Annotated in this window: 23 protein-coding genes, 3 tRNA genes and 1 pseudogene; 19 read left to right on the top strand and 8 right to left on the bottom strand. The window is 48.1% G+C overall.

Annotated elements, in window-relative coordinates; genetic code table 11:
- Positions 1–7: 7 nt before the first annotated feature.
- Together D9734_RS15155 and D9734_RS23550 are read right to left on the bottom strand one after the other, a co-directional pair.
- Positions 8–3,982 carry an autotransporter outer membrane beta-barrel domain-containing protein gene (locus D9734_RS15155; RefSeq protein WP_130208563.1) on the bottom strand — a complete coding sequence of 1,325 codons (3,975 nt, stop codon included), beginning with the start codon at positions 3,980–3,982 and terminating at the stop codon, positions 8–10.
- A gap of 444 nt (positions 3,983–4,426) precedes the next feature.
- Positions 4,427–4,543, bottom strand: a pseudogene (locus tag D9734_RS23550) (integrase); the annotation flags it as partial.
- A gap of 240 nt (positions 4,544–4,783) precedes the next feature.
- Here D9734_RS23550 and dcyD point away from each other — a divergent pair.
- From dcyD to sdiA, 4 genes are all read left to right on the top strand, one after another.
- Positions 4,784–5,770, top strand: coding sequence for a D-cysteine desulfhydrase (gene dcyD, locus D9734_RS15145; protein WP_130208561.1), 987 nt, complete (start codon positions 4,784–4,786; stop codon positions 5,768–5,770).
- A 14-nt stretch (positions 5,771–5,784) separates the two neighbouring features.
- Positions 5,785–6,453, top strand: coding sequence for a cystine ABC transporter permease (gene tcyL / locus D9734_RS15140; RefSeq protein ID WP_130208559.1), 669 nt, complete (start codon positions 5,785–5,787; stop codon positions 6,451–6,453).
- On the top strand, positions 6,450–7,202 hold the full coding sequence (gene tcyN / locus D9734_RS15135; RefSeq protein ID WP_130208557.1) for an L-cystine ABC transporter ATP-binding protein TcyN: 753 nt from the start codon (positions 6,450–6,452) through the stop codon (positions 7,200–7,202). The genes tcyL and tcyN overlap by 4 nt, the downstream gene beginning before the upstream one ends.
- 229 nt (positions 7,203–7,431) lie before the next feature.
- A complete protein-coding gene (gene sdiA / locus D9734_RS15130) occupies positions 7,432–8,154 on the top strand; it encodes a transcriptional regulator SdiA (protein WP_130208555.1) in 723 nt (240 codons plus the stop codon).
- A 66-nt stretch (positions 8,155–8,220) separates the two neighbouring features.
- On the opposite strand, the gene yecF is transcribed toward sdiA, so the two are convergent.
- Positions 8,221–8,445 carry a DUF2594 family protein YecF gene (gene yecF, locus D9734_RS15125; RefSeq protein ID WP_000106474.1) on the bottom strand — a complete coding sequence of 75 codons (225 nt, stop codon included), beginning with the start codon at positions 8,443–8,445 and terminating at the stop codon, positions 8,221–8,223.
- Positions 8,432–8,566, bottom strand: a complete 135-nt coding sequence (locus tag D9734_RS23545; protein WP_240780545.1) for a hypothetical protein — start codon at positions 8,564–8,566, stop codon at positions 8,432–8,434. The genes yecF and D9734_RS23545 overlap by 14 nt, the downstream gene beginning before the upstream one ends.
- Before the next feature lie 338 nt (positions 8,567–8,904).
- On the opposite strand from D9734_RS23545, the gene uvrY reads away from it, so the two are divergent.
- From uvrY to yecA, 7 genes are all read left to right on the top strand, one after another.
- Complete coding sequence (uvrY, locus tag D9734_RS15120) at positions 8,905–9,561, top strand: UvrY/SirA/GacA family response regulator transcription factor (RefSeq protein ID WP_064529316.1); 657 nt, start codon at positions 8,905–8,907, stop codon at positions 9,559–9,561.
- Positions 9,558–11,390, top strand: a complete 1,833-nt coding sequence (uvrC, locus tag D9734_RS15115; RefSeq protein WP_130208553.1) for an excinuclease ABC subunit UvrC — start codon at positions 9,558–9,560, stop codon at positions 11,388–11,390. Before uvrY ends, uvrC begins: the two co-directional genes overlap by 4 nt.
- 56 nt (positions 11,391–11,446) lie before the next feature.
- Positions 11,447–11,995 (top strand): CDP-diacylglycerol--glycerol-3-phosphate 3-phosphatidyltransferase, encoded by a 549-nt coding sequence (gene pgsA, locus D9734_RS15110; RefSeq protein WP_001160187.1) that lies wholly within the window; start codon positions 11,447–11,449, stop codon positions 11,993–11,995.
- A 151-nt stretch (positions 11,996–12,146) separates the two neighbouring features.
- Positions 12,147–12,222: transfer RNA gene (locus D9734_RS15105), tRNA-Gly, on the top strand.
- A 54-nt stretch (positions 12,223–12,276) separates the two neighbouring features.
- A tRNA-Cys gene (locus D9734_RS15100) sits at positions 12,277–12,350 on the top strand.
- 11 nt (positions 12,351–12,361) lie between these two features.
- Positions 12,362–12,448, top strand: a tRNA-Leu gene (locus tag D9734_RS15095).
- 193 nt (positions 12,449–12,641) lie between these two features.
- Positions 12,642–13,307, top strand: coding sequence for a UPF0149 family protein YecA (yecA, locus tag D9734_RS15090; protein WP_130208551.1), 666 nt, complete (start codon positions 12,642–12,644; stop codon positions 13,305–13,307).
- Positions 13,308–13,400: 93 nt separating this feature from the next.
- Here yecA and tyrP read toward each other — a convergent pair whose 3' ends face one another.
- On the bottom strand, positions 13,401–14,612 hold the full coding sequence (gene tyrP / locus D9734_RS15085; protein WP_130208549.1) for a tyrosine transporter TyrP: 1,212 nt from the start codon (positions 14,610–14,612) through the stop codon (positions 13,401–13,403).
- A 189-nt stretch (positions 14,613–14,801) separates the two neighbouring features.
- Here tyrP and D9734_RS15080 point away from each other — a divergent pair, with 189 nt between their 5' ends.
- Positions 14,802–15,041 (top strand): YecH family metal-binding protein, encoded by a 240-nt coding sequence (locus D9734_RS15080; RefSeq protein WP_130208547.1) that lies wholly within the window; start codon positions 14,802–14,804, stop codon positions 15,039–15,041.
- Positions 15,042–15,078: 37 nt separating this feature from the next.
- Here the strand turns inward: D9734_RS15080 and ftnA are convergent, their stop codons facing one another.
- A complete protein-coding gene (gene ftnA / locus D9734_RS15075; RefSeq protein WP_000917207.1) occupies positions 15,079–15,576 on the bottom strand; it encodes a non-heme ferritin in 498 nt (165 codons plus the stop codon).
- A 178-nt stretch (positions 15,577–15,754) separates the two neighbouring features.
- The gene (gene yecR, locus D9734_RS15070) at positions 15,755–16,078 is read right to left on the bottom strand and encodes a YecR family lipoprotein (protein WP_130208545.1); all 324 of its coding nucleotides are present in this window, start codon (positions 16,076–16,078) and stop codon (positions 15,755–15,757) included.
- Between the two features lie 253 nt (positions 16,079–16,331).
- On the opposite strand from yecR, the gene azuC reads away from it, so the two are divergent.
- Both azuC and yecJ read left to right on the top strand, forming a co-directional pair.
- Positions 16,332–16,418 (top strand): stress response protein AzuC, encoded by an 87-nt coding sequence (azuC, locus tag D9734_RS15065; RefSeq protein WP_010723106.1) that lies wholly within the window; start codon positions 16,332–16,334, stop codon positions 16,416–16,418.
- Between the two features lie 115 nt (positions 16,419–16,533).
- Entirely contained in the window at positions 16,534–16,785 is a 252-nt protein-coding gene (gene yecJ / locus D9734_RS15060; RefSeq protein WP_064529310.1) for a DUF2766 family protein YecJ, read from the top strand.
- Positions 16,786–16,867: 82 nt separating this feature from the next.
- Here the strand turns inward: yecJ and D9734_RS15055 are convergent, their stop codons facing one another.
- Positions 16,868–17,371, bottom strand: coding sequence for a non-heme ferritin-like protein (locus tag D9734_RS15055; RefSeq protein ID WP_130208543.1), 504 nt, complete (start codon positions 17,369–17,371; stop codon positions 16,868–16,870).
- 791 nt (positions 17,372–18,162) lie between these two features.
- On the opposite strand from D9734_RS15055, the gene araF reads away from it, so the two are divergent.
- The 5 genes from araF to otsA all read left to right on the top strand — a co-directional run bounded on the left by araF (position 18,163) and on the right by otsA (position 24,103).
- On the top strand, positions 18,163–19,152 hold the full coding sequence (araF, locus tag D9734_RS15050; RefSeq protein ID WP_130208541.1) for an arabinose ABC transporter substrate-binding protein AraF: 990 nt from the start codon (positions 18,163–18,165) through the stop codon (positions 19,150–19,152).
- Positions 19,153–19,222: 70 nt separating this feature from the next.
- The gene (gene araG / locus D9734_RS15045; protein WP_130208539.1) at positions 19,223–20,737 is read left to right on the top strand and encodes an arabinose ABC transporter ATP-binding protein AraG; all 1,515 of its coding nucleotides are present in this window, start codon (positions 19,223–19,225) and stop codon (positions 20,735–20,737) included.
- A gap of 14 nt (positions 20,738–20,751) precedes the next feature.
- Positions 20,752–21,738, top strand: a complete 987-nt coding sequence (gene araH / locus D9734_RS15040) for an arabinose ABC transporter permease AraH (RefSeq protein ID WP_130208537.1) — start codon at positions 20,752–20,754, stop codon at positions 21,736–21,738.
- Positions 21,739–21,900: 162 nt separating this feature from the next.
- The gene (gene otsB, locus D9734_RS15035; RefSeq protein WP_130208535.1) at positions 21,901–22,704 is read left to right on the top strand and encodes a trehalose-phosphatase; all 804 of its coding nucleotides are present in this window, start codon (positions 21,901–21,903) and stop codon (positions 22,702–22,704) included.
- A complete protein-coding gene (gene otsA, locus D9734_RS15030) occupies positions 22,679–24,103 on the top strand; it encodes an alpha,alpha-trehalose-phosphate synthase (protein ID WP_130208533.1) in 1,425 nt (474 codons plus the stop codon). Before otsB ends, otsA begins: the two co-directional genes overlap by 26 nt.
- Positions 24,104–24,105: the final 2 nt, after the last annotated feature.

Here is a 24,105-nt window from a genome sequence, read left to right as displayed (position 1 = left end):
ACCCGGTTCAGAATGTATACTTCGCCCCCAGCATGGCAGAGGCGTCACTGTATCCCTCGTCACCGATCTGTACACCCACATTGCCCCACAGGTTCAGATGGTCATTAATCTGTCCCTCAACACCGGTTTTTACTTCTCCGATATTGCTGGCGCCGTCCTGATGTACCGTCACACCGTTCATGCGGGCGCCAAAATCACGGGTGTTGTGCAGCCAGTTCACTTCAACGAACGGACGGAACTCATGGGATTTGCCGTCATTCATTCTGTTGTGTTCCTTAATCCAGGTTTTCACGCCCAGAAGGGTATGGACGTTACCGTCACCAGTGCTTTCAACACGGGTACCATTGCGTTCATGGTGCTCATCAGCTTTTACGCCCATCCAGATAACCTGAGCCTGAGGCTGGACATACCATTCGTTCAGACTGCCATGGCTACCGGTAAACTCATCGGTTTTCCAGACATAACCGGTTTCCAGTGAGGCTGTCAGACCTTTTGATTTCCAGGATTCCCCCGGTAGTCCGTCACCTTTCACATCGTTATCGAACCAACTGTACTGTGCCCAGCTATCCAGATAAGCCCCGCTATGTGTCTCATCATTAGCATACCAGGTGGCATACAGACCTGTGTTGTATCCTTTCACACTGCCTTTTGAACTGTATCCGGTACGTACAGAATCTGTATTGTTATGGTCATTACCGTAACCAGCCATAACCCCCAGATGCCAGCGGTCAGATCTGTTCCGGCGCCACTGGGCCAGGTCACCGCCCATCTGCAGGACGTAACGGTTACCCTGTGTTTTCAGTTGACCTGTACCGTCACGCCAGCGGTTGTGTCCCCCTTCATGGCGCATCCACATGCTGGTTTCTTTCTGCTCACCGGTAATCACATCGGTGTAATGCATTGGCCCCAGGCGTTCATGAAGACGGGTCACGAACAGAGTGTTTGCGGCAGCAATGTTCGCCGTGTAGGAGCCAGCTTCCGGGCGCAGGTCGTTGTCATGACCACCCGGAGCAGGTTCAGGGGCAGGGGGTTGCATTGCTTTCAGAGCGCGCAGCAGGAACGGAGTGTTTTTACCACTGGTCAGATACCAGTTATCACGGTTGCTTCCCTGACCACGTCCCAGCGTGTAGTCATAAGCCCCGGCGGCAATACGCCCGGCCTGAATAAATGCAGCACTGTCAGCATTTCCGTCGACATGAATCAACTCAATACCGTTCAGTGTCTGTGCTCCGGTACCACCTGCATTTATAACAACCACTCGGGTCTGACTGGAAGCATTGCCTTTAATAACCAGTTTGTCTGTTGCGGAGCTGTCATTCCCCAGAGCGGTGTTCATGAGCAGTAAGCCATTATTACCGGTATAGTTACCTCCGATCGTCAGTACATTACCCGGAGCATCGGCTCTCAGGTCAAGAGTACCGCTGTTGGTTACGTTCCCGGCGACACCACCAGAGCCGGAGAGTGTCCCCTGCTGAGCGATGGTGACCTGGCTGTTGGCAAGCATGACAGGTGCATCAGCCTTGCCCAGAATCAGTGTGCCGGCAGTGTTAACCAAGCCTGTTCCCAGTCCGTCAGTATTAAGCACTTTCACCATTGCCTTTTCTGCGATAGTGGTGGTGGCATTCAGGGCGCGGCTGGTACCAGTAATATCGAACACGCCACCGCTGATGTTCAGGGAGCCAGAGCCGATGAGGGTACCTGCAGACAGGCCTCCACCTGTGAGGGTCAGATTACCGCCATTAATGTTCAGTATGGAACCTGCTGCGCTGTTCAGTTTACCTGCGGTCTGGCTGTGACCGTTCATGTCCAGCATGGTGTCGTCTGCCAGGCGAATCTCGCTGGTCTGCCCCAGTGCACTGTTGCTGTTCATGCGGACATTGCCGCCGCGGATGTCTGTTACACCTGTGTAAGTGTTTTGGGAGGACAGAATCAGTGTTCCTTCGCCGGCTTTGGTCAGCGTTTTTCCATCCCAGCCATGAGATAACTGAACAGCATTGTTATCTGCAAGCCGTACCTTCAGCTCTAACACCGCGCCATATCTCAGGTCAAACGTGCCATATCCATTTCCTGAAGGGTCATTCCACTTCAGGGAAGAACTAACCTCTTTTACTGTCTGCCCGTTACCACTAAGTGATGTTAAAACATAGTCTTCAGCACCATCACTCAGTAGATTATTATGCTGATAAATATTATTTTCAGAGAGCCCTGTTATGCCGTCGGAGGTCGTCAACAAGCCGTACTCATTTTGCTTCCATATTGTCATGGCAGTATCAACATTAAGCACTGCACCGTTATTGAACTGGATATTGTTGGCAGTTAAATGACTGGAACCTGTACTCATATTCAGCGATGAATCTCTGTCAAATACCGAACTTCCGCTAAAGGTGACATCAGCTCCCGAAACGGAAATATGTGTACCTGTACCCGCACTCAGATTGCCTTTGATCTCAGAGCTGGCGGAGTCTTTATTTGTAATGGACAGAGAATTACCATCAGCATTATTTTCGACATTATTCAAAACAATATCACCTTGAATGACAGAACCAGCGAAGAGATTCAACGAGTTAGTTCCACCATTCAGAGATATTGCGGTATCACAATCTTGCCCTCTGTTACCAGATACTCCTCCGGAGAAGATAACGTTACTTTCACCTTCCTGTCCGCCACTCCCAGGCAATATCCTGCCATGATTATTTATCGTGATATTACTCCCGGAGATAGCAGTACCACCATTACCTCCGTTGCCACCATTACCTCCGGCACCAGTTTTATTATTTTCAAGGGAACGCCATCCATCGCCACCATCACCACCAGTGCCGCCATTTCCACCAATAATATTTCCATAATTATTTATTTCCATATTATTTCCAGATATGGCAATCCCCCCGGTGCCACCAATACCACCAGTACCACCAGAACCAAGGGGCGCTGAGTCAGTGTAATCATATTCATCTGTACCACCTCTACCACCTTCACCACCAGTGCCCCCCTGTCCGCCAGTTATATCTCCCGTATTATTTATCTTAATATTATTACCATATATAGCAGACCCTCCAATACCACCACTACCACCGCTACTTCCATTAATATTCTGATCGGTAGTAAATTCGACACTACCTTCACCACCGCGAGCACCATCCCCCCCCTGGCCACCTGTAATGTGATTATTATTTGTTATCTCCATATTATTTCCGGATATTGCCGTGCCTCCATTCCCTCCTGTGCCGGCAGAAGACCCCCATACCGCCCACCAGGCACCACTACTACCTTGCCCGGCAGTGATGTTTCCGTTATTGCTTATTTGAAGATTATTGCCAGATATGGCAGTCCCACCAACAGCAGGAGTCCCAGTTAAACCACTGCTCTTATCGCCATAACCACTGGCTCCAGGCATTCCGCCATTGCCACCCGTAATGCTACCGTTGTTCGTAATGGTAAGATCATCTCCGGAAATAGCGGTACCCGCTTCACCTCCATCGCCCCCGCCATTACCATAACCTCCCCACCCCCCCTTACCACCGGAAATATCACCATAATTAACAAGAGTAAAATTATTTCCAGTAATAGCTGTGCCGCCCTGGCCTCCTGCAGAGCCCATCTTAGTAACATCATCATCACCAGCCCATCCGCCTTCACCGCCACTAATGCGAGCACCGCTGTTAATTGTCAGGATATTTTCATCCTGTAACGAACCAGGTACAACATTAACAATGAGAGCATCTTCACCGGCTTCCCCATCATCATTATTATCTGGTCTGTGATGCGAGGCATCAGCACCAATGATATTTTCAGATATTTCAGCAGGGTTTCCTTCAGAAAGAGTAACTTCCTTTTTAGCTCCCAAAGCAGGCTGAATGGCCAGAGTGGCAGATATAAGGCTGAATAGTAATGTTGTCTTCATTCCCTCTTGCGTTATGCCGAATGTTTTTCTGTTGTTTATATATATATTAAACATTTCTTTTTTATTAATTTTGATTTTCACAAAAGCTCCATTTTTTTGTTTAAGAATGGTGGGTTAAATGTTTTGACTGTGTAATGTCATTGGGAAGTAATATGCATCATCCAATCATCATACAAATGATCGATGCGAGCATTATTGCAAATAAACAGAGAAAATCCATCTCAAGCAATCAGGTTGATTTTTTTTTGGCGAGTAATTTGAAATTGTAATGTTTTCTGGATGTTAGTTTGTTTATTGATTGGTGTAATTTTAGATAGTGAGTGTTTCTCTGCTTTTTTATAAGAAAAGTGCCTGAAAATACCGTCATGGAATATAATATTTTTATCCTAAAAACAGACATGGATATAAATAATAATTAATACAGAGATAATGATTACCATATTAATGAACGGGTATGGATAACCAGGCTTGATCAACCTAAGATGCCAGGAGAAGTTATCCCCATAACCAGGGGACATCAGATTTTACATAAGCAGCCTTTACACCGTTACGTTCCTGATGACCCATCGGACATTCAACAGCATCACGGGACCACAAATCTGATTCTATTAACACACTACCTGCTATCGCCCGGAATCCATGAGTACTACAGTTGCCATATGCTCAACGAAAGACCGAGAAAACTCCAGAGTACGAATCACTCACAGATCGGTTCAACCAGTGTGTTGCATCCCTCGGTTGAACTCACAGTCGGGAACGTGTCAACGCTATTCTGGACGGGGCATAATGACAAAAAAGGGCGCTTTAATCGGTGCATTTTTTATTTATACGTTTCCAGCGTGCATAATAACAAGATTACAACAACACACATCGGAGGCTTTTATGCCATTGCATAATTTAACTCGTTTTCCACGACTGGAGTTTATCGGCGCACCGACACCGCTCGAATATCTGCCACGTTTTTCTGATTATCTCGGTCGGGACATTTTCATCAAACGGGATGACGTCACCCCGTTGGCAATGGGCGGAAATAAGTTACGCAAACTGGAATTTCTCGCAGCAGACGCCTTGCGCGAAGGTGCTGACACACTGATTACCGCCGGAGCGATTCAGTCTAACCATGTGCGCCAGACTGCCGCAGTGGCCGCAAAACTTGGTCTGCATTGCGTGGCGCTGCTGGAAAATCCCATTGGTACTACCGCAGAAAACTATTTAACTAACGGCAACCGCTTGTTGCTGGATCTGTTCAATACTCAGATTGAAATGTGCGATGCGCTGACCGATCCTGATGCCCAACTGGAAGAGTTAGCGACTCGCGTCGAAGCGCAAGGCTTTCGCCCATACGTCATTCCGGTTGGCGGCTCCAATGCTTTAGGGGCGTTGGGCTATGTGGAGAGTGCGCTGGAAATCGCCCAGCAGTGTGAAGGGGCGGTTAACATATCGTCGGTGGTGGTGGCATCAGGCAGTGCCGGAACTCACGCCGGGCTTGCAGTAGGGCTGGAACAACTGATGCCTGAAACAGAACTGATTGGCGTGACTGTTTCACGTTCTGTTGCTGACCAGTTGCCGAAAGTGGTTAGCCTACAACAGGCGATCGCGAAAGAACTGGAGCTGACTGCCTCAGCGGAAATTTTACTCTGGGATGACTATTTTGCGCCTGGCTACGGTGTGCCGAATGACGAAGGCATGGAGGCGGTGAAACTGCTGGCGCGTCTGGAAGGCATTCTGCTTGATCCCGTGTATACCGGAAAAGCGATGGCGGGGCTGATTGATGGTATAAGTCAGAAACGCTTCAAAGATGAAGGGCCGATTCTGTTTATTCATACCGGCGGCGCACCTGCACTGTTCGCCTATCACCCCCACGTTTAGCTCCGGAAACGCTCATGCAAGAAAGCATACAACTGGTTATTGATTCGCTGCCGTTCCTGTTGAAAGGGGCAGGGTATACGCTGCAACTCAGCATTGGCGGCATGTTTTTTGGCTTACTGCTGGGATTTATTCTCGCGCTGATGCGCCTGTCGCCCGTCTGGCCAGTGCGCTGGCTGGCGCGTTTTTATATCTCCATTTTCCGTGGTACGCCACTCATCGCACAGCTGTTTATGATCTACTACGGCTTGCCGCAGTTTGGCATTGAATTAGACCCGATTCCGTCAGCGATGATTGGCCTGTCACTGAACACCGCCGCCTATGCAGCCGAAACGCTGCGGGCAGCGATTTCGTCTATAGATAAAGGTCAGTGGGAAGCAGCTGCCAGTATCGGCATGACGCCGTGGCAAACTATGCGTCGTGCTATTTTGCCACAGGCCGCGCGGGTAGCACTGCCGCCGCTGTCGAACAGTTTTATCAGCCTGGTAAAAGATACTTCTCTGGCTGCGACGATTCAGGTGCCAGAGCTGTTCCGTCAGGCGCAGTTGATTACTTCGCGCACACTGGAAGTTTTCACCATGTATTTGGCGGCTTCGCTCATCTACTGGATTATGGCGACGGTGTTATCGACGTTGCAGAACCATTTTGAGAGTCAACTTAATCGCCAGGAGAGGGATCCAAAATGAGTGCCATTGACGTTAAAAACCTGGTGAAAAAATTCCTCGGTCAGACGGTGCTGCATGGCATAGATCTGGAGGTTAAAACCGGCGAAGTGGTGGCTATTATAGGTCCAAGCGGATCCGGGAAAACCACGTTGCTACGCAGCATAAATTTGCTGGAACAACCAGAAGCGGGGACGATTACCGTCGGGGATATCACCATTGATACAGCGCGTTCGTTAAGCCAGCAAAAATCCCTGATTCGTCAGTTGCGCCAGCACGTTGGTTTTGTTTTCCAGAACTTTAATTTGTTTCCGCATCGTACGGTGCTGGAAAACATTATTGAAGGGCCGGTGATTGTCAAAGGTGAACCTAAAGAGGAAGCCACGGTGCGCGCACGTGAGTTGTTGGCGAAAGTTGGCCTTGCAGGCAAAGAAACCAGCTATCCACGTCGTTTATCTGGCGGTCAACAGCAGCGTGTGGCGATTGCCCGGGCGCTGGCGATGCGTCCCGAGGTGATTTTGTTTGATGAGCCAACGTCGGCCCTGGACCCAGAGCTGGTGGGCGAAGTCCTGAATACTATCCGCCAGCTGGCACAGGAAAAGCGCACAATGGTGATTGTGACACACGAAATGAGCTTTGCCCGAGATGTTGCTGACCGCGCGATCTTTATGGACCAGGGGCGGATAGTAGAGCAGGGCTCGGCGAAAGCGTTATTTGCTACTCCACAGCAGCCCCGTACCCGCCAGTTTCTCGAGAAGTTTCTACTGCAATAATAAGAAAAAATCAGCCCCGGTGAGTTAGTTACCGGGGCGAACCACTCTTCTGAAGACTCAATAAACGGTCAATAAATCAGCATAACTCATTAATAACATAAGAGAATGCGATGTCTTGCAAAAGTAATTCATTATCTGAATAATATAAATTATATATAAATCTTATTTATGTGATAGCTTGAGTTTTCAGTATAAATGATACTCACTCTCAGGGGCATTGCGGTTTACTATGCAGGATACGGATTTTTTTAGCTGGCGTCGCACAATGCTGTCGCGCTTTCAGAGGATGGAGGCCGCAGAAGAGGTCTACCATGAAATAGAGCTTCAGGCTCAGCAGCTCGAGTACGATTACTATTCGTTATGTGTTCGCCACCCGGTGCCATTCACGCGACCCAAAGTGGCTTTCTACACCAATTACCCTGAGTCGTGGGTTAGTTATTATCAGGCAAAAAACTTTCTCGCTATTGATCCCGTGCTCAACCCTGAAAACTTCAGTCAGGGCCATTTATTGTGGAATGATGACTTATTCAGTGAAGCCCAGCCATTATGGGAGGCTGCGCGTGCGCATGGTTTACGCAGGGGAGTCACTCAGTATTTAATGCTACCGAACCGGGCGTTGGGATTTTTGTCATTTTCTCGTAGCAGTACGCGCGAAATACCCGTTCTTAGTGATGAGCTGCAATTAAAAATGCAGTTACTGGTGCGCGAAAGTCTGATGGCGCTGATGCGTTTAAATGATCAAATAGTGATGACGCCGGAGATGAATTTCAGTAAGCGGGAAAAGGAGATTTTGAAATGGACCGCGGAAGGTAAGACATCGGCAGAGATTGCGATGATCTTGTCAATCTCCGAGAACACGGTTAATTTTCATCAGAAAAACATGCAGAAAAAAATCAACGCGCCGAATAAGACCCAAGTTGCCTGCTACGCTGCCGCAACTGGCTTAATATGACCTCTATTACATTCTGCGTGCCAGGTGTAAAACCGGCTGAAAGGTGTGCTTTCAGCCGGTTTTATATTACTGGCGGTAGGCCTGTTTAATTTGCTTAACCGTTTTGGAAAATACCGCAGCCTGGGTTTCGTCTTCGATCAGCGCAAGCTGTTTTTCCATCTTTAACATCACGCGGCCCGCGTCAGCTTGTCCCATCGCCTGCAGCATCAGCGTCAGCATCGCTTTCAGGCAGGAGACTTCATTTGCCAGTTCTTGATTATTCTCGGCAGTAGAAAAATCAGGCGTACTCATTTATTTTCCTCGTCATGTTGCAATGAAAATTTGCAGTAAAAAATGTTAAGGCGGCGGAGTATACCATAAGCTTTACTAAAAATAGCAGTGGTTGTTTTTTGGTCGCTGAATCATCATTGATATTAAATTAGTTAATATAGTGGTTAATAAATATTTATATCATGAATGTTTTTTGTGCGTATTTATTGAGTTAATTAATGTTACATATTCATGCTGATGATTTTTCATTTGTGCTGAATGAAGTCAATTTTTGTCACATTTCAGTCTAACAGACAGGTTACAACGCCCCGGAAGCTTTTTGGTGACGGACGTGATCATAACTGTGGACAATCGAATTATCAAAAATGAGAGAAAAATCGAATACCCACCATTTTTAACGTTTCAAAGTTGCAATAAAACCCGCTAATATACGGATGACTAACTATCAGTAGCGTTATCCCTATTTCTGGAGATATTCCTTTGATCAACGTTCTACTTGTTGATGACCACGAACTGGTGCGCGCAGGGATACGACGCATTCTGGAAGATATAAAGGGTATTAAAGTCGTTGGTGAGGCTTCCTGTGGTGAAGATGCCGTTAAGTGGTGCCGGGCAAATTCCGTCGACGTGGTGCTAATGGACATGAGTATGCCTGGCATTGGCGGCCTTGAGGCGACGCGTAAAATCGCCCGTTCAACCGCAGATGTCAAAATCATCATGCTTACGGTTCACACCGAAAACCCTTTACCAGCAAAAGTCATGCAGGCTGGCGCTGCGGGCTATCTAAGCAAAGGTGCGGCCCCGCAGGAGGTGGTGAGCGCGATTCGTTCTGTCTATTCTGGGCAGCGTTACATTGCTTCTGACATTGCGCAACAAATGGCGTTAAGCCAGATCGAACCAGAAAAAACAGAAAGCCCATTTGCCAGTTTGTCTGAACGCGAATTGCAGATTATGCTGATGATTACCAAAGGCCAGAAGGTCAATGAGATTTCAGAACAGCTTAATCTCAGCCCGAAAACGGTGAACAGCTATCGCTACCGTATGTTCAGTAAATTAAACATTCATGGCGATGTTGAGCTGACTCACCTGGCTATTCGCCATGGTTTGTGTAATGCGGAGACGTTAACAAGTCAGTGAGTGTTCAGTTTGACGCAAAAGCGTTTTTAAAAACCGTCACCAGCCAGCCGGGCGTTTATCGCATGTATGATGCTGGTGGTACGGTTATTTATGTCGGTAAAGCGAAAGACCTGAAAAAACGGCTTTCCAGCTATTTCCGTAGCAATCTCGCTTCGCGCAAAACGGAAGCGTTGGTCGCCCAGATCCAGCAAATCGATGTCACGGTGACTCATACTGAAACCGAAGCATTATTGCTGGAACACAACTACATCAAACTCTATCAGCCGCGTTACAACGTATTGTTACGCGATGATAAATCTTACCCCTTTATCTTCCTCAGTGGCGATACACATCCACGTCTGGCGATGCATCGCGGTGCGAAGCACGCCAAGGGAGAGTATTTCGGCCCGTTCCCGAATGGTTATGCGGTGCGTGAAACTCTGGCGTTGTTGCAAAAGATTTTCCCCATTCGCCAGTGCGAAAATAGCGTTTATCGCAATCGCTCGCGTCCATGTCTGCAATACCAGATAGGGCGCTGTCTTGGGCCGTGCGTGGCCGGGTTGGTTAGCGAAGAAGAGTATGCCCAGCAGGTTGAATATGTGCGCCTGTTTTTATCGGGTAAAGACGATCAGGTGCTTAAGCAACTGATTAGCCGCATGGAAACAGCCAGCCAGAATCTGGAGTTTGAAGAAGCGGCACGTATTCGCGACCAAATTCAGGCGGTGCGACGCGTCACCGAAAAACAATTTGTCTCTAATACGGGCGACGACCTTGATGTTATTGGCGTGGCGTTCGATGCTGGCATGGCATGTGTCCATGTTTTGTTTATTCGTCAGGGCAAAGTGCTCGGTAGTCGTAGCTATTTCCCGAAGGTGCCGGGCGGTACGGAACTGGGCGAAGTCGTGGAAACCTTTGTTGGTCAGTTCTATTTACAGGGCAGCCAGATGCGCACTCTCCCGGGTGAGATCCTGCTCGATTTTAATCTTAGCGATAAAACGCTGCTCGCCGATTCATTATCAGAACTGGCGGGGCGCAAGATAAACATTCAGACCAAACCGCGTGGCGACAGGGCGCGTTACCTGAAACTTGCGCGGACGAATGCAGCAACAGCGTTAACCACCAAACTTTCGCAGCAATCAACCGTTCATCAGCGACTGACAGCGCTTGCCAGCGTGTTGAAATTGCCGGAAGTGAAACGGATGGAATGTTTCGATATCAGCCATACGATGGGCGAACAAACCGTTGCCTCGTGCGTGGTGTTTGATGCTAATGGTCCACTGCGTGCGGAGTATCGGCGCTATAACATCAATGGCATTACGCCGGGCGATGATTATGCGGCGATGAATCAGGTGTTGCGTCGGCGTTATGGTAAAGCCATCGATGACAGTAAGATTCCGGACGTGATCCTGATTGATGGTGGCAAAGGACAACTTGCGCAGGCGAAAAATGTCTTCGCCGAGTTGGACGTCCCCTGGGATAAAAACCATCCGTTGTTACTTGGCGTTGCCAAAGGGGCCGACCGTAAGGCTGGGCTGGAAACATTGTTCTTCGAGCCTGAAGGAGAGGGCTTTAGCTTACCGCCAGATTCGCCTGCGTTGCACGTCATCCAGCATATTCGCGATGAATCACACGATCATGCGATTGGCGGACATCGCAAAAAACGGGCGAAGGTCAAAAATACCAGCACCCTGGAAACCATTGAAGGCGTCGGGCCAAAACGTCGACAAATGTTGTTGAAATATATGGGCGGTTTGCAAGGTTTACGTAACGCCAGCGTCGAAGAAATTGCAAAAGTGCCGGGTATTTCGCAAGGTCTGGCAGAAAAGATCTTCTGGTCGTTGAAACATTGATGTCTCTGTAGCAACATAGGGGTAATCTTACTGACAACAGATAGTTACCCGTCATTATGCAATTTAATATCCCTACGTTGCTCACACTGTTCCGTGTCATCCTTATCCCATTCTTTGTATTGGTTTTTTATCTACCTGTTACCTGGTCGCCGTTTGCTGCCGCGCTCATTTTCTGCGTCGCGGCGGTGACTGACTGGTTCGATGGTTTTCTGGCGCGTCGCTGGAACCAGAGTACCCGTTTTGGTGCCTTCCTTGATCCAGTAGCAGACAAAGTGCTTGTCGCCATCGCCATGGTGCTGGTAACCGAGCATTATCATAGCTGGTGGGTGACATTACCGGCGGCAACGATGATTGCCCGTGAAATTATCATTTCTGCTCTGCGTGAATGGATGGCTGAACTCGGTAAACGTAGCAGTGTGGCCGTATCCTGGATTGGTAAAGTCAAAACGACTGCCCAGATGGTCGCGCTGGCCTGGTTGCTGTGGCGCCCGAATATTTGGGTTGAGTACGCCGGTATTGCCCTTTTCTTTGTGGCTGCGGTGCTGACACTCTGGTCAATGTTGCAATATTTGAGCGCTGCTCGCGCAGATTTGCTTGATCAGTGATCGTTTCGACGCAAATTTCAGCAAACGATCAAAAGTGATGAAAAATATCGTTGACTCAACGCGTCAGGTAAGTAGAATGCAACGCATCGAACGGCGGCACTGATTGCCAGACGATAATAAAATCAAGTAATTAGCTGATTGCTTGATGATTGCGGGAATAGCTCAGTTGGTAGAGCACGACCTTGCCAAGGTCGGGGTCGCGAGTTCGAGTCTCGTTTCCCGCTCCAGTTTAAACGACATCGGCATTAAGCGGGTGTCTGGCTGAAAAGCCTGAAGAATTTGGCGCGTTAACAAAGCGGTTATGTAGCGGATTGCAAATCCGTCTAGTCCGGTTCGACTCCGGAACGCGCCTCCAATTTTTCCCGAGCCCGGATGGTGGAATCGGTAGACACAAGGGATTTAAAATCCCTCGGCGTTCGCGCTGTGCGGGTTCAAGTCCCGCTCCGGGTACCATGGGAAAGATAAGAATAATCAAAGCAATAAGCAGTGTCGTGAAACCACCTTCGGGTGGTTTTTTTGTATGTGCAACTTGTCGTTACACCCTCTCTGATTTTTAATCTCCGGGTAATCCACTCGAAAAGTATCTCTATGCCAGACCGACATGTAAGATAGGCGCTGGCGAGTCGAGATCCACAAGGAAAAGCGTATGAAAACTGGACCGTTAAACGAAAGTGAGTTGGAATGGCTGGATGATATCTTGACCAAATACAACACAGACCACGCCATCCTTGATGTGGCAGAGCTGGACGGTTTGTTGACGGCGGTGTTGAGTTCTCCGCAAGAAATTGAACCAGAACAGTGGCTGGTTGCTGTGTGGGGTGGGGCGGATTATGTGCCGCGCTGGGCGTCAGAGAAAGAGATGACGCGCTTTATGAACCTGGCGTTTCAACATATGGCCGATACTGCAGAGCGCCTCAACGAGTTTCCTGAACAGTTTGAACCGTTATTTGGTCTACGAGAAGTTGACGGTAGCGAGCTGACGATTGTCGAAGAGTGGTGCTTTGGCTATATGCGTGGCGTTGCGCTTTCTGACTGGTCAGCATTGCCTGACTCATTAAAACCGGCGCTTGAAGCGATTGCGTTGCACGGTACTGAGGAAAACTTCGAGCGCGTAGAGAAGATGTCGCCAGAAGCGTTTGAAGAAAGCGTGGATGCCATTCGACTGGCGGCGCTTGATTTGCATGCTTACTGGATGACGCATCCTCAGGAAAAAGCTGTTCAGCAACCGATTAAAGCTGAAGAAAAACCTGGTCGTAACGACCCTTGCCCATGTGGTAGTGGCAAGAAATATAAGCAGTGCTGCCTGCATTAAGAGGCTATATTGGGTGTCAGAATTAACTCTGGCACCCATGTTTTAAGGATGCGGACAAAAATCTGGACTATGTCCATATACACGGCAAAGCATTTATCCCACTTCTGGCAACAATCCTGCCGCAATCAAAAATTGCACGCCAATCACGCCAATGCCACAGATAAACACCAACACCAGTGCGGGACGTCCACCTTTCACCCGATAGCTTGCTTGTGGATTATGCTTCCTGCTCTGCCAGGTCAGCAGTGAAGGAATTATCAACGCTAATACTGCCAGCGCTACGCCAGCATACCCGAGCGCCATTACAAAACCACGTGGATAAAACAGCGCAAACGCCAATGGCGGCAGAAAGGTAATTACACCGGTTTGCAGTCTTCCACCAACGGTATTGGAACGCTGAAACAAATCCGCCAGATAATCAAATAAGCCTAACGCTACGCCCAGGAAAGATGTGGCGAGGGCTAAATCAGCGAATAAATGCACCGCCAACTCGACATGCGGCGAGGCCACCACTTCGCGTAATGCCTGTAACAGCCCATTTAATCCAGCATGATTCGCCAGCAGTCCCATAAAGGTTGTTGAATCAATGCTGCCCAGTGTCGCCAGTTGCCAGAAAATATATGCCACCAGAGGGATCGCGCTACCGGTAATAAACACCCAGCGCAATTTACGAATGTTGCCATCCATATAGCTGACGATGCTCGGTACGCTACCGTGAAAACCAAACGAGGTAAAAATCACCGGAATTGCAGACAATGCCAGACCCTGTTGCAGTGGCAGCGTTAGCAGATTGATTTTATGAATATGTGGTAGCAGCAATACCAGCATTAGCACCAGGAAAATAATCTTGGCGCTGAACAAAAAACGGTTAAACAAATCGACCAGCGACGTCCCAACACAAACCACACCACCGGCAACAAAAGTAAACAACAGCACGCCAGCGGTTGTGGTCATTGAAATGCCTGTCCAGTCGCTGATGCTGGAGGCAAGTAATTCACCGGCACCGCTGATATATGCTGCGGTCAGGGCATACATTAAAAACATCATACTGAAGCCGGTCAGCCACTGACCGTAGCGGCCCAGATAGCGTTTTGCCAGTGTGCCTAAGCCGGTATCTGCAGGGACATGCTGATACACTTCCAGCAGTAACAGCGCGGTGTAACACATCAAGGCCCACAAGCCGATTAACAATGTCAGAGTGACGGTAAAACCGACGCCAGCCGCTGCCAGCGGCATTGCCAGCATACCTGCGCCAATTGTGGTTCCCGCCACGATAAAAACACTTCCCAGAGTTCTGTTTTTCACGCTTTCTTCTGTCCTGACGATCTTTATGAGTGATATCTGCGGCGCAGGTTAAGGCATTATCCATATTTCGTCAAATCGACGTTACATTTGGTGTAAATAAAAATGTACGATAAATGCATTCAGAACTGAGCTGGCGCAAAGCCATAAGGCGCGGGGATCGTTACGCTATGCTTTTTTTGAGGAGGAACGATGGAATCGATTCACGGTCATGAAGTGTTAAATATGATGATTGAATCAGGTGAGCAATATACGCACGCCAGCCTGGAAGCGGCGATCAAAGCGCGTTTTGGTGATCAGACACGTTTTCATACTTGCTCGGCTGAAGGGATGACAGCGGGAGAGTTGGTGGCTTTTCTGGCGGAAAAAGGCAAATTTATTCCCTGCGAAGAGGGGTTCTCAACCGATAAAAGTAAGATTTGTCGTCACTGATCTGAAACGGCGGCAGAAAATCTGCCGCCAGAGAAGATTAGTTTTGTGCGTCGAGGGTAGAGAGTTCTTTATCGATGAAATAAAGTCCTTCGCCGCTTTTCCCCGCCAGGCTCAATTTATCAATAATAGATTTGAACAACTTCTCTTCTTCGTGTTGCTCAGACACATACCATTGCAGGAAATTGAACGTTGGGTAGTCCTGATTAGTCATGGCAGCGTGAGCGAGTTCGTTAATTTTTTGCGTAATTAATTGTTCGTGTTTATAAGTTTCCTGGAATAATTCATCAAGTGAAGAATATTCAGCAAACGGTGATTCAACGGTATTAATTCGCGGTAAATTTCCGGTATCGGTCAGGTAATCAAACAGACGCTGCATATGCGTCATCTCTTCCTGGGCGTGGCGACGCAGAAACGCGGCAGCACCTTCGAAGGTGTGATAGCTGCACCATGCGCTCATTTGCTGATAAAGCAGTGAAGAGTAGAGTTCCAGGTTCATCTGCTCATTAAGTTTTTCAATCATTTCTGGTTTCAGCATGATAGTGCTCCACAAAGGTTATATTTGTTGCTGTGGCGCCACTATAATTTGTTATTTTATTATTTGCAAAAGGTAAAATATTAAATTCAATTATTAAAAATGCGAATGTGAATAAAACGCATTAACGCTATTTGAGATGGTAATTAACCAGCGAAGCCTCCCTCGCTGATTAAAATCTTTATTGATAAGCCGAGGGGGTTAAGTATCGGCACTGATACGACAGTGTAAATTGCGTATTCAGACATAATGATCCTGCAAACAAACTACAGTTACTTACAGGTTGCCCAAACGCAAAGGCGCGGGTAAATCCAACCTGCTGACATGCGCGGTTCGCGATTCCCTGATCGAGATAGTTGTCAGTGCGGGCGTGTTGTAAAAAAGCCTGATTATAAACGAGGCGTACAATGCCACTCGTGGCATCAACATCGCTCAGGTGAGCCTGACGAGTTACGGTACAGCCCGCTACTGTTAAAAGTGAAAAAACAATTATCAGATGTTTCATGTCACAGCCTGAAGAGGGAGAAGAAACAGGTATTGTACTTGTGGACACAGCCAGGTTATGGACAGAAAAGACGACGGATTAGCGCTATTCCTTGCTTTCTTCAGAACGCACACATCTTGTGGTTATCATTTATGTAACATTAAAGGGGTATTTATGTGATTTGCATCACATAAAGATTGATTTTTGTGATGGATGTCATATTATAAGCAGCAAGAACAATAACACCTGCATAACAAATAATCGGAGTGGCGCGATGAAACTGCGTAAGATCCTGAAAAGCATGTTCAATAATTATTGCAAGACGTTCAAAGACGTACCGCCAGGCAATATGTTCAGATAATAAAAAAACCTGCTCCGGCAGGTTTTTTTACACCCTGATGCGGGCTGATGTGACTATCGTTGAGGAAGGGAAGCCGCTACTATAACGGCTTTCAAAATGCTATCAGGAGTTTAGGATGTCCCAGCCGCTGAATGCCGATCAGGAACTGGTTTCTGATGTTGTTGCTTGCCAGTTGGTGATCAAACAAATTCTCGACGTGCTCGATGTGATCGCGCCTGTTGAGGTTCGTGAAAAAATGTCCAGCCAGCTGAAGAATATTGATTTTACCCACCATCCGGCTGCTGCTGACCCAGTCACTATGCGTGCTATTCAAAAAGCCATCGCGTTGATTGAGCTAAAGTTTACCCCACAAAACGAATCCCATTAAAAAACCGCCGCCTCAGCGATGTGAGGCAGCGGTTTTCACCACTTTTTGTGTATTCGGCGCATCTTTTCATGCGCCGATTTTATTAATGTATCTGATGCGACACGACATTCAGAACATGCTGGTCGGTCTGGACAGGGCACATACCGGCCAGTTTCGCACTGCGCACTTCATCAAGAATGGTTTGCAGTAAGAGACCATCGTGCTGCTGTTCTTTTTCCAGATCGCGCAGAAAATCGACAGTAGAATCATCATTCAATTCTTTAGCTTCATTTGCTAATTGCGCCAGCGTGCTTGAACGCTGCTCATATTCTTCCAACGTTTTTTGGAAGAGTTCTTCCAGAGAGTTCAGTTTTTCGCCAGGTACATCAATGGCTTTAACGATGGGCGTCGCTCCGACGCTTTTCATGAAGTTAAACATGCGCATCATTTGAGTCACGTTACTTTGTGCCTGGGAGCGAAGAAAAGTCGCGGTGCCATTCAGACTTTGTTCAGAACACCAGTTGCTCAGGTGGAGGTAGAGATTGGATGCATAAAACTCGCGGTTCATTTGAGTGTTGAGTTTGAGAAGCATTCCAGTGGTTGCCATACCTAATATCCTTATATCCAGAAGACGAGAGGTGCAAGATAAATCAAAACACCGTAATTACTGTTTGCAGAATAATTCCTTTCTGCGGGTCCGAAATGTGATCCTGGAGTCAATTCTGACGATGATCTGAAATAAGCATAACGTCTGAAGCATTATAAGAAAATCCTTAAATCACCAAGTTTATATTTTTTTACATTTCATTGATTAGAGTTATTGATTTGCAATAACTCTCAATGTTGTGAATTTCTGGATGTTATTGATATTAAATGAATTTATCAATTTCATGATGCTATTCTTATATTTTTAGGTATTTTTTCAGTTTTGCGATGATGCTCGCATTATGGATTTATCCTTCATTAATGAAGGTGGTGATAATTAACAGTGAAAGGAATTTTGTCTGGAATTTTTATTCTTCTTACATCATTCACCATTCAGCTGTAATGAGCAGCTTCTTGCCCGAGCAAATTAGATTAAAAAGAAGACACGCCAGAGCTATCAAATGATGCCACAAGGATTTCCAGGCTAATCTTATGGACTAATCTGCTAAGTCATTTCTCATTTGTCATACAATTGACGTCTTCCGTATGTCTTTTATTGCTAAATTCATGCACGTTCTCACTGTAATTCTGCGGTGTGATATTGCTCTCCTATGGAGAATTAATTTCTCGCTAAAACTATGCCAACACAGTCACTTATCTTTTCGCCAAAGGTAATGCTTTGTTTTCCGATTGAATTAACGAAAGTTCTTAGGTTTTGCCCTACACAAAATGATGCTAAAGCTGGAGATAACCATGCACAAATTTACTAAAGCTCTTGCAGCCATCGGTCTGGCTGCCGTTATGTCACAATCCGCTATGGCGGAAAATCTGAAACTCGGTTTTCTGGTGAAGCAACCAGAAGAACCGTGGTTTCAGACTGAATGGAAGTTTGCCGATAAAGCCGGGAAAGATTTAGGCTTTGAAGTTATTAAGATAGCCGTACCTGATGGCGAAAAAACACTGAACGCTATTGATAGCCTGGCAGCCAGTGGCGCGAAAGGTTTTGTTATCTGTACTCCGGACCCGAAACTGGGTGCAGCCATCGTGGCGAAAGCGCGTGGCTACGATATGAAAGTTATTGCCGTGGATGATCAGTTTGTTAATGCCAAAGGTAAGCCGGTTGATACCGTTCCATTGGTGATGATGGCGGCGACGAAAATTGGCGAACGTCAGGGCCAGGAACTGTATAAAGAGATGCAGAAACGTGGCTGGGATGTGAAAGAAAGCGCCGTAATGGCGATTACTGCCAACGAACTGGATACCGCCCGTCGTCGTACCACCGGTTCTATGGATGCGCTGAAAGCCGCCGGATTCCCGGAAAAACAAATTTATCAAGTTCCTACCAAATCTAACGACATTCCAGGGGCGTTTGATGCCGCCAACTCTATGCTGGTTCAGCATCCTGAAGTTAAACACTGGTTGATCGTCGGTATGAACGACAGCACCGTGCTGGGTGGCGTTCGCGCGACGGAAGGTCAGGGCTTTAAAGCCGCAGATATTATCGGTATCGGTATTAACGGTGTGGATGCGGTGAGTGAACTGTCAAAGGCACAGGCTACGGGTTTCTATGGTTCACTGCTGCCAAGCCCGGACGTTCATGGCTATAAATCCAGCGAAATGCTTTACAACTGGGTAGCAAAAGACGTTGAACCGCCAAAATTCACTGAAGTTACCGACGTGGTGCTGATCACGCGTGACAACTTTAAAGAAGAACTGGAGAAAAAAGGTTTAGGCGGTAAGTAATCTGCCGGAAAAATTCCCCTCTGCGTTATGCAGAGGGGGTGTAAAACGACCAGTGATTCACGGAGACGTTATGCAACAGTCTACCCCGTATCTCTCATTTCGCGGCATTGGTAAAACCTTTCCAGGCGTTAAGGCGCTTACGGATATCAGTTTTGACTGTTATGCCGGTCAGGTTCATGCGTTGATGGGTGAAAATGGCGCCGGAAAATCAACACTCTTAAAAATCCTTAGTGGAAACTATGCGCCAACCACGGGTTCTGTAGTGATTAATGGGCAGGAAATGTCCTTTTCCGATACCACCGCAGCACTGATTGCGGGTGTCGCGATTATTTACCAGGAACTGCATCTCGTGCCGGAAATGACCGTCGCGGAAAACATCTATCTCGGCCAGCTTCCTCATAAAGGCGGCATCGTGAATCGTTCACTGCTGAATTATGAAGCTGGGATACAGCTAAAACATCTGGGTATGGATATTGACCCGGATACGCCGCTGAAATATCTCTCCATTGGGCAATGGCAGATGGTTGAAATTGCCAAAGCTTTGGCACGTAACGCCAAAATTATCGCTTTTGATGAACCAACCAGCTCCTTATCCGCGCGTGAAATAGACAATCTGTTTCGCGTCATTCGTGAACTGCGAAAAGAGGGGCGGGTGATCTTATACGTTTCTCACCGTATGGAAGAAATTTTTGCGCTCAGCGATGCCATCACTGTTTTTAAAGATGGTCGTTACGTCAAAACCTTTACCGACATGCAGCAGGTAGATCATGACTCGCTGGTACAGGCAATGGTTGGTCGCGACATCGGCGATATCTACGGCTGGCAACCGCGCAACTACGGCGAGGAGCGCTTGCGTCTGGATGCGGTAAAGGCACCAGGCGTGCGTACGCCAATAAGCCTGGCTGTTCGCAGTGGCGAAATCGTCGGCCTGTTTGGTCTGGTGGGGGCAGGGCGCAGCGAATTAATGAAAGGCATGTTTGGCGGTACGCAAATTACCGCTGGGCAGGTTTATATCGACCAACAGCCGATCGATATCCGTAAACCGGGCCACGCCATTGCCGCTGGCATGATGCTCTGCCCGGAAGATCGCAAAGCGGAGGGCATTATTCCAGTGCATTCGGTGCGCGACAATATCAACATCAGCGCTCGTCGCAAACATGTGCACGGCGGTTGCGTGATCAACAACGGCTGGGAAGCCAATAATGCCGATCACCACATTCGTTCTCTCAACATCAAAACGCCAGGTGCAGAGCAATTGATCATGAATCTTTCCGGCGGTAATCAGCAAAAAGCCATTTTGGGGCGTTGGTTATCCGAAGAGATGAAAGTCATTTTGCTTGATGAACCTACGCGCGGCATCGATGTGGGGGCTAAACATGAAATTTATAACGTGATTTATGCGCTGGCCGCGCAGGGCGTGGCGGTACTGTTTGCCTCCAGTGACCTGCCCGAAGTCCTTGGTGTCGCCGACCGGATCGTAGTTATGCGGGAAGGTGAAATCGCCGGTGAATTGCTACACGAGCAGGCAGATGAGCGTCAGGCACTAAGCCTTGCTATGCCTAAAGTCAGCCAGGCAGTTGCCTGAGTAAGGAGAATAAGATGTCTTCTGTTTCTACATCGGGTTCTGGCGCACCTAAGTCGTCATTCAGCCTCGGGCGTATCTGGGATCAGTACGGTATGCTGGTGGTGTTCGCAGTGCTTTTTATCGCCTGTGCCATCTTCGTGCCGAACTTTGCCACCTTTATTAATATGAAAGGGCTGGGACTGGCAATCTCCATGTCGGGGATGGTGGCTTGCGGTATGTTGTTTTGCCTGGCCTCAGGTGACTTTGACCTTTCTGTCGCCTCGGTGATTGCCTGCGCAGGCGTAACCACTGCAGTGGTTATTAACCTGACCGAAAGTTTGTGGATTGGCGTGGCGGCAGGTTTACTGCTGGGCGTTCTCTGCGGCCTGGTGAATGGCTTTGTTATCGCTAAATTGAAAATCAACGCCCTGATTACCACGCTGGCGACGATGCAGATTGTCCGTGGTCTGGCGTATATTATCTCTGACGGTAAAGCGGTGGGCATCGAAGATGAAAGCTTCTTTGCACTCGGTTATGCCAACTGGTTCGGCCTGCCTGCGCCAATCTGGCTCACTGTGGCTTGCCTGGTCGTCTTTGGTTTGCTGCTGAACAAAACCACTTTTGGTCGTAATACATTGGCAATTGGCGGTAACGAAGAGGCGGCACGCCTCGCGGGTGTACCGGTAGTCCGTACCAAAATTATTATCTTCGTTCTCTCTGGTCTGGTATCGGCGATTGCCGGGATCATTCTGGCTTCTCGTATGACCAGCGGCCAGCCAATGACGTCTATTGGTTATGAGTTGATTGTTATCTCTGCCTGCGTTTTAGGTGGCGTTTCTCTGAAAGGCGGCATCGGAAAAATCTCATATGTAGTGGCGGGTATCTTAATTTTAGGCACCGTGGAAAACGCCATGAACCTGCTTAATATTTCTCCGTTCGCACAGTATGTTGTTCGTGGCTTAATCCTGCTGGCTGCGGTGATCTTCGACCGTTATAAGCAAAAAGCGAAACGCACTGTTTGATGCTTTATACGATAATTATTTAGTTCCAAAATCCTCCACAGCCAACCGCCACAACGGTTGGCTGTTCTTTTTGCCAATGGCGAGCCTCGTCACACTGTCTATACTTACATGTCTGTAAAGCGCGTTCTGCGCGAACAATAAAAAGATAAGGAGGAGTACCGGGTGACAGAACCGTTAACCGAACCCCCTGAACTATCCGCGAATTATGCCTGGTTTTTTGATCTCGATGGAACGCTGGCGGAAATCAAACCGCATCCCGATCAGGTCGTCGTACCTGAAAATATTCTGCAAGGACTCCAGCTGCTGGCAACCGCAAGTGATGGTGCATTGGCATTGATATCAGGGCGCTCAATGGTAGAGCTTGACGCGCTGGCGAAACCTTATCGCTTCCCGTTAGCGGGTGTGCATGGGGCGGAGCGCCGTGACATCAATGGTAAAACGCATATTGTTCATTTGCCGGAAGCGATTGCCCGGGATATTAGCGTTCAACTGCATACGGCTATCGCCAGGCTTCCCGGTGTAGAGGTTGAGGCTAAAGGGATGGCCTTTGCGCTGCATTATCGTCAGGCACCGCAGCATGAGGACGCCTTATTGACATTAGCGCAGCGCATTACCCAGATTTGGCCGCAAATGGCGTTACAACAGGGAAAGTGTGTCGTTGAGATAAAACCGAGAGGTACCAGCAAAGGGGACGCGATTGCCGCATTTATGCAGGAAGTTCCCTTTATTGGCCGCAAGCCTATTTTTTTAGGCGATGACTTAACCGATGAATCTGGCTTCTCGGTCGTTAACAGGCTGGGCGGAATGTCAGTGAAAATTGGCACAGGCGCAACTCAGGCATCATGGCGGCTGGCGGGCGTGCCGGATGTCTGGCGCTGGCTTGAAATGATAACCAACGCATTACAACAACTAAAAAGAGACAATAACAGGAGTGATGACTATGAGCCGTTTAGTCGTAGTATCTAACCGGATTGCACCACCAGACGAGCACGCCGCCAGTGCCGGTGGCCTTGCTGTCGGTATACTGGGGGCGCTGAAAGCCGCAGGTGGACTGTGGTTTGGCTGGAGTGGCGAAACAGGGAATGAGGATCAGCCGCTAAAAAAGGTGAAAAAAGGAAATATCACCTGGGCCTCTTTTAACCTCAGTGAAAAGGATCTCGACGAATACTACAACCAATTCTCCAATGCTGTTCTCTGGCCCGCATTTCATTATCGACTCGATCTGGTGCAATTTCAGCGTTCCGCCTGGGAAGGCTATTTACGCGTGAATGCATTGCTGGCAGATAAATTACTGCCGTTGCTGGAAGACGATGACATTATTTGGATCCACGATTATCACCTGTTGCCATTTGCGCATGAACTCCGCAAACGTGGCGTGAATAATCGCATTGGTTTCTTCCTGCATATTCCTTTCCCGACGCCGGAAATTTTCAACGCGCTGCCGACTTATAACACGTTGCTTGAACAGCTTTGTGATTATGATTTGCTGGGGTTTCAGACAGAAAACGATCGCCTGGCGTTTCTGGATTGCCTTTCCAACCTGACGCGCGTCACGACGCGTAGTTCGCGCAATCATACGGCTTGGGGCAAGGCATTTCGCACCGAAGTTTACCCTATTGGTATTGAACCGGATGAAATAGCCAAACAGGCTGCCGGACCGCTGCCGCCCAAACTGGCGCAATTAAAAGCGGAGCTGAAAAGCGTACAAAATATCTTTTCTGTCGAACGACTGGATTATTCCAAAGGTCTGCCTGAGCGTTTTCTCGCCTATGAAGCCTTGCTGGAAAAATATCCGCAACATCATGGCAAAATACGTTATACCCAGATAGCGCCAACCTCGCGTGGTGATGTGCAGGCGTATCAGGATATTCGTCATCAGCTGGAAAATGAAGCCGGGAGAATTAACGGAAAATATGGGCAATTAGGCTGGACACCGCTTTATTATCTGAACCAGCATTTCGACCGTAAATTACTGATGAAAATCTTCCGCTATTCCGATGTCGGATTAGTGACGCCGCTGCGTGACGGGATGAATCTGGTGGCGAAAGAATATGTCGCCGCCCAGGATCCTGCCAATCCCGGTGTACTGGTACTTTCACAATTTGCGGGGGCGGCGAATGAACTGACGTCAGCGTTAATCGTTAACCCATACGATCGTGATGAAGTCGCGGCGGCGTTGAATCGGGCATTGACTATGTCGCTGGCAGAACGTATTTCCCGTCATGCAGAAATGTTGGAAATTATCGTGAAAAACGATATTAACCACTGGCAGGAGTGCTTTATTAGCGACCTAAAGCTGATAGTTCCGCGCAGCGCGGAAAGCCAGCAGCGCGATAAAGTTGCGACCTTTCCAAAGCTGGCGTAATT

Origin of the sequence: Escherichia sp. E14S1 (genome assembly GCF_004211995.1) — a bacterium.
Taxonomy (GTDB): Bacteria; Pseudomonadota; Gammaproteobacteria; order Enterobacterales; family Enterobacteriaceae; genus Escherichia.
Note: the sequence above shows the minus strand (reverse complement) of the source record. Positions and strands in the feature narration are given on the sequence as shown.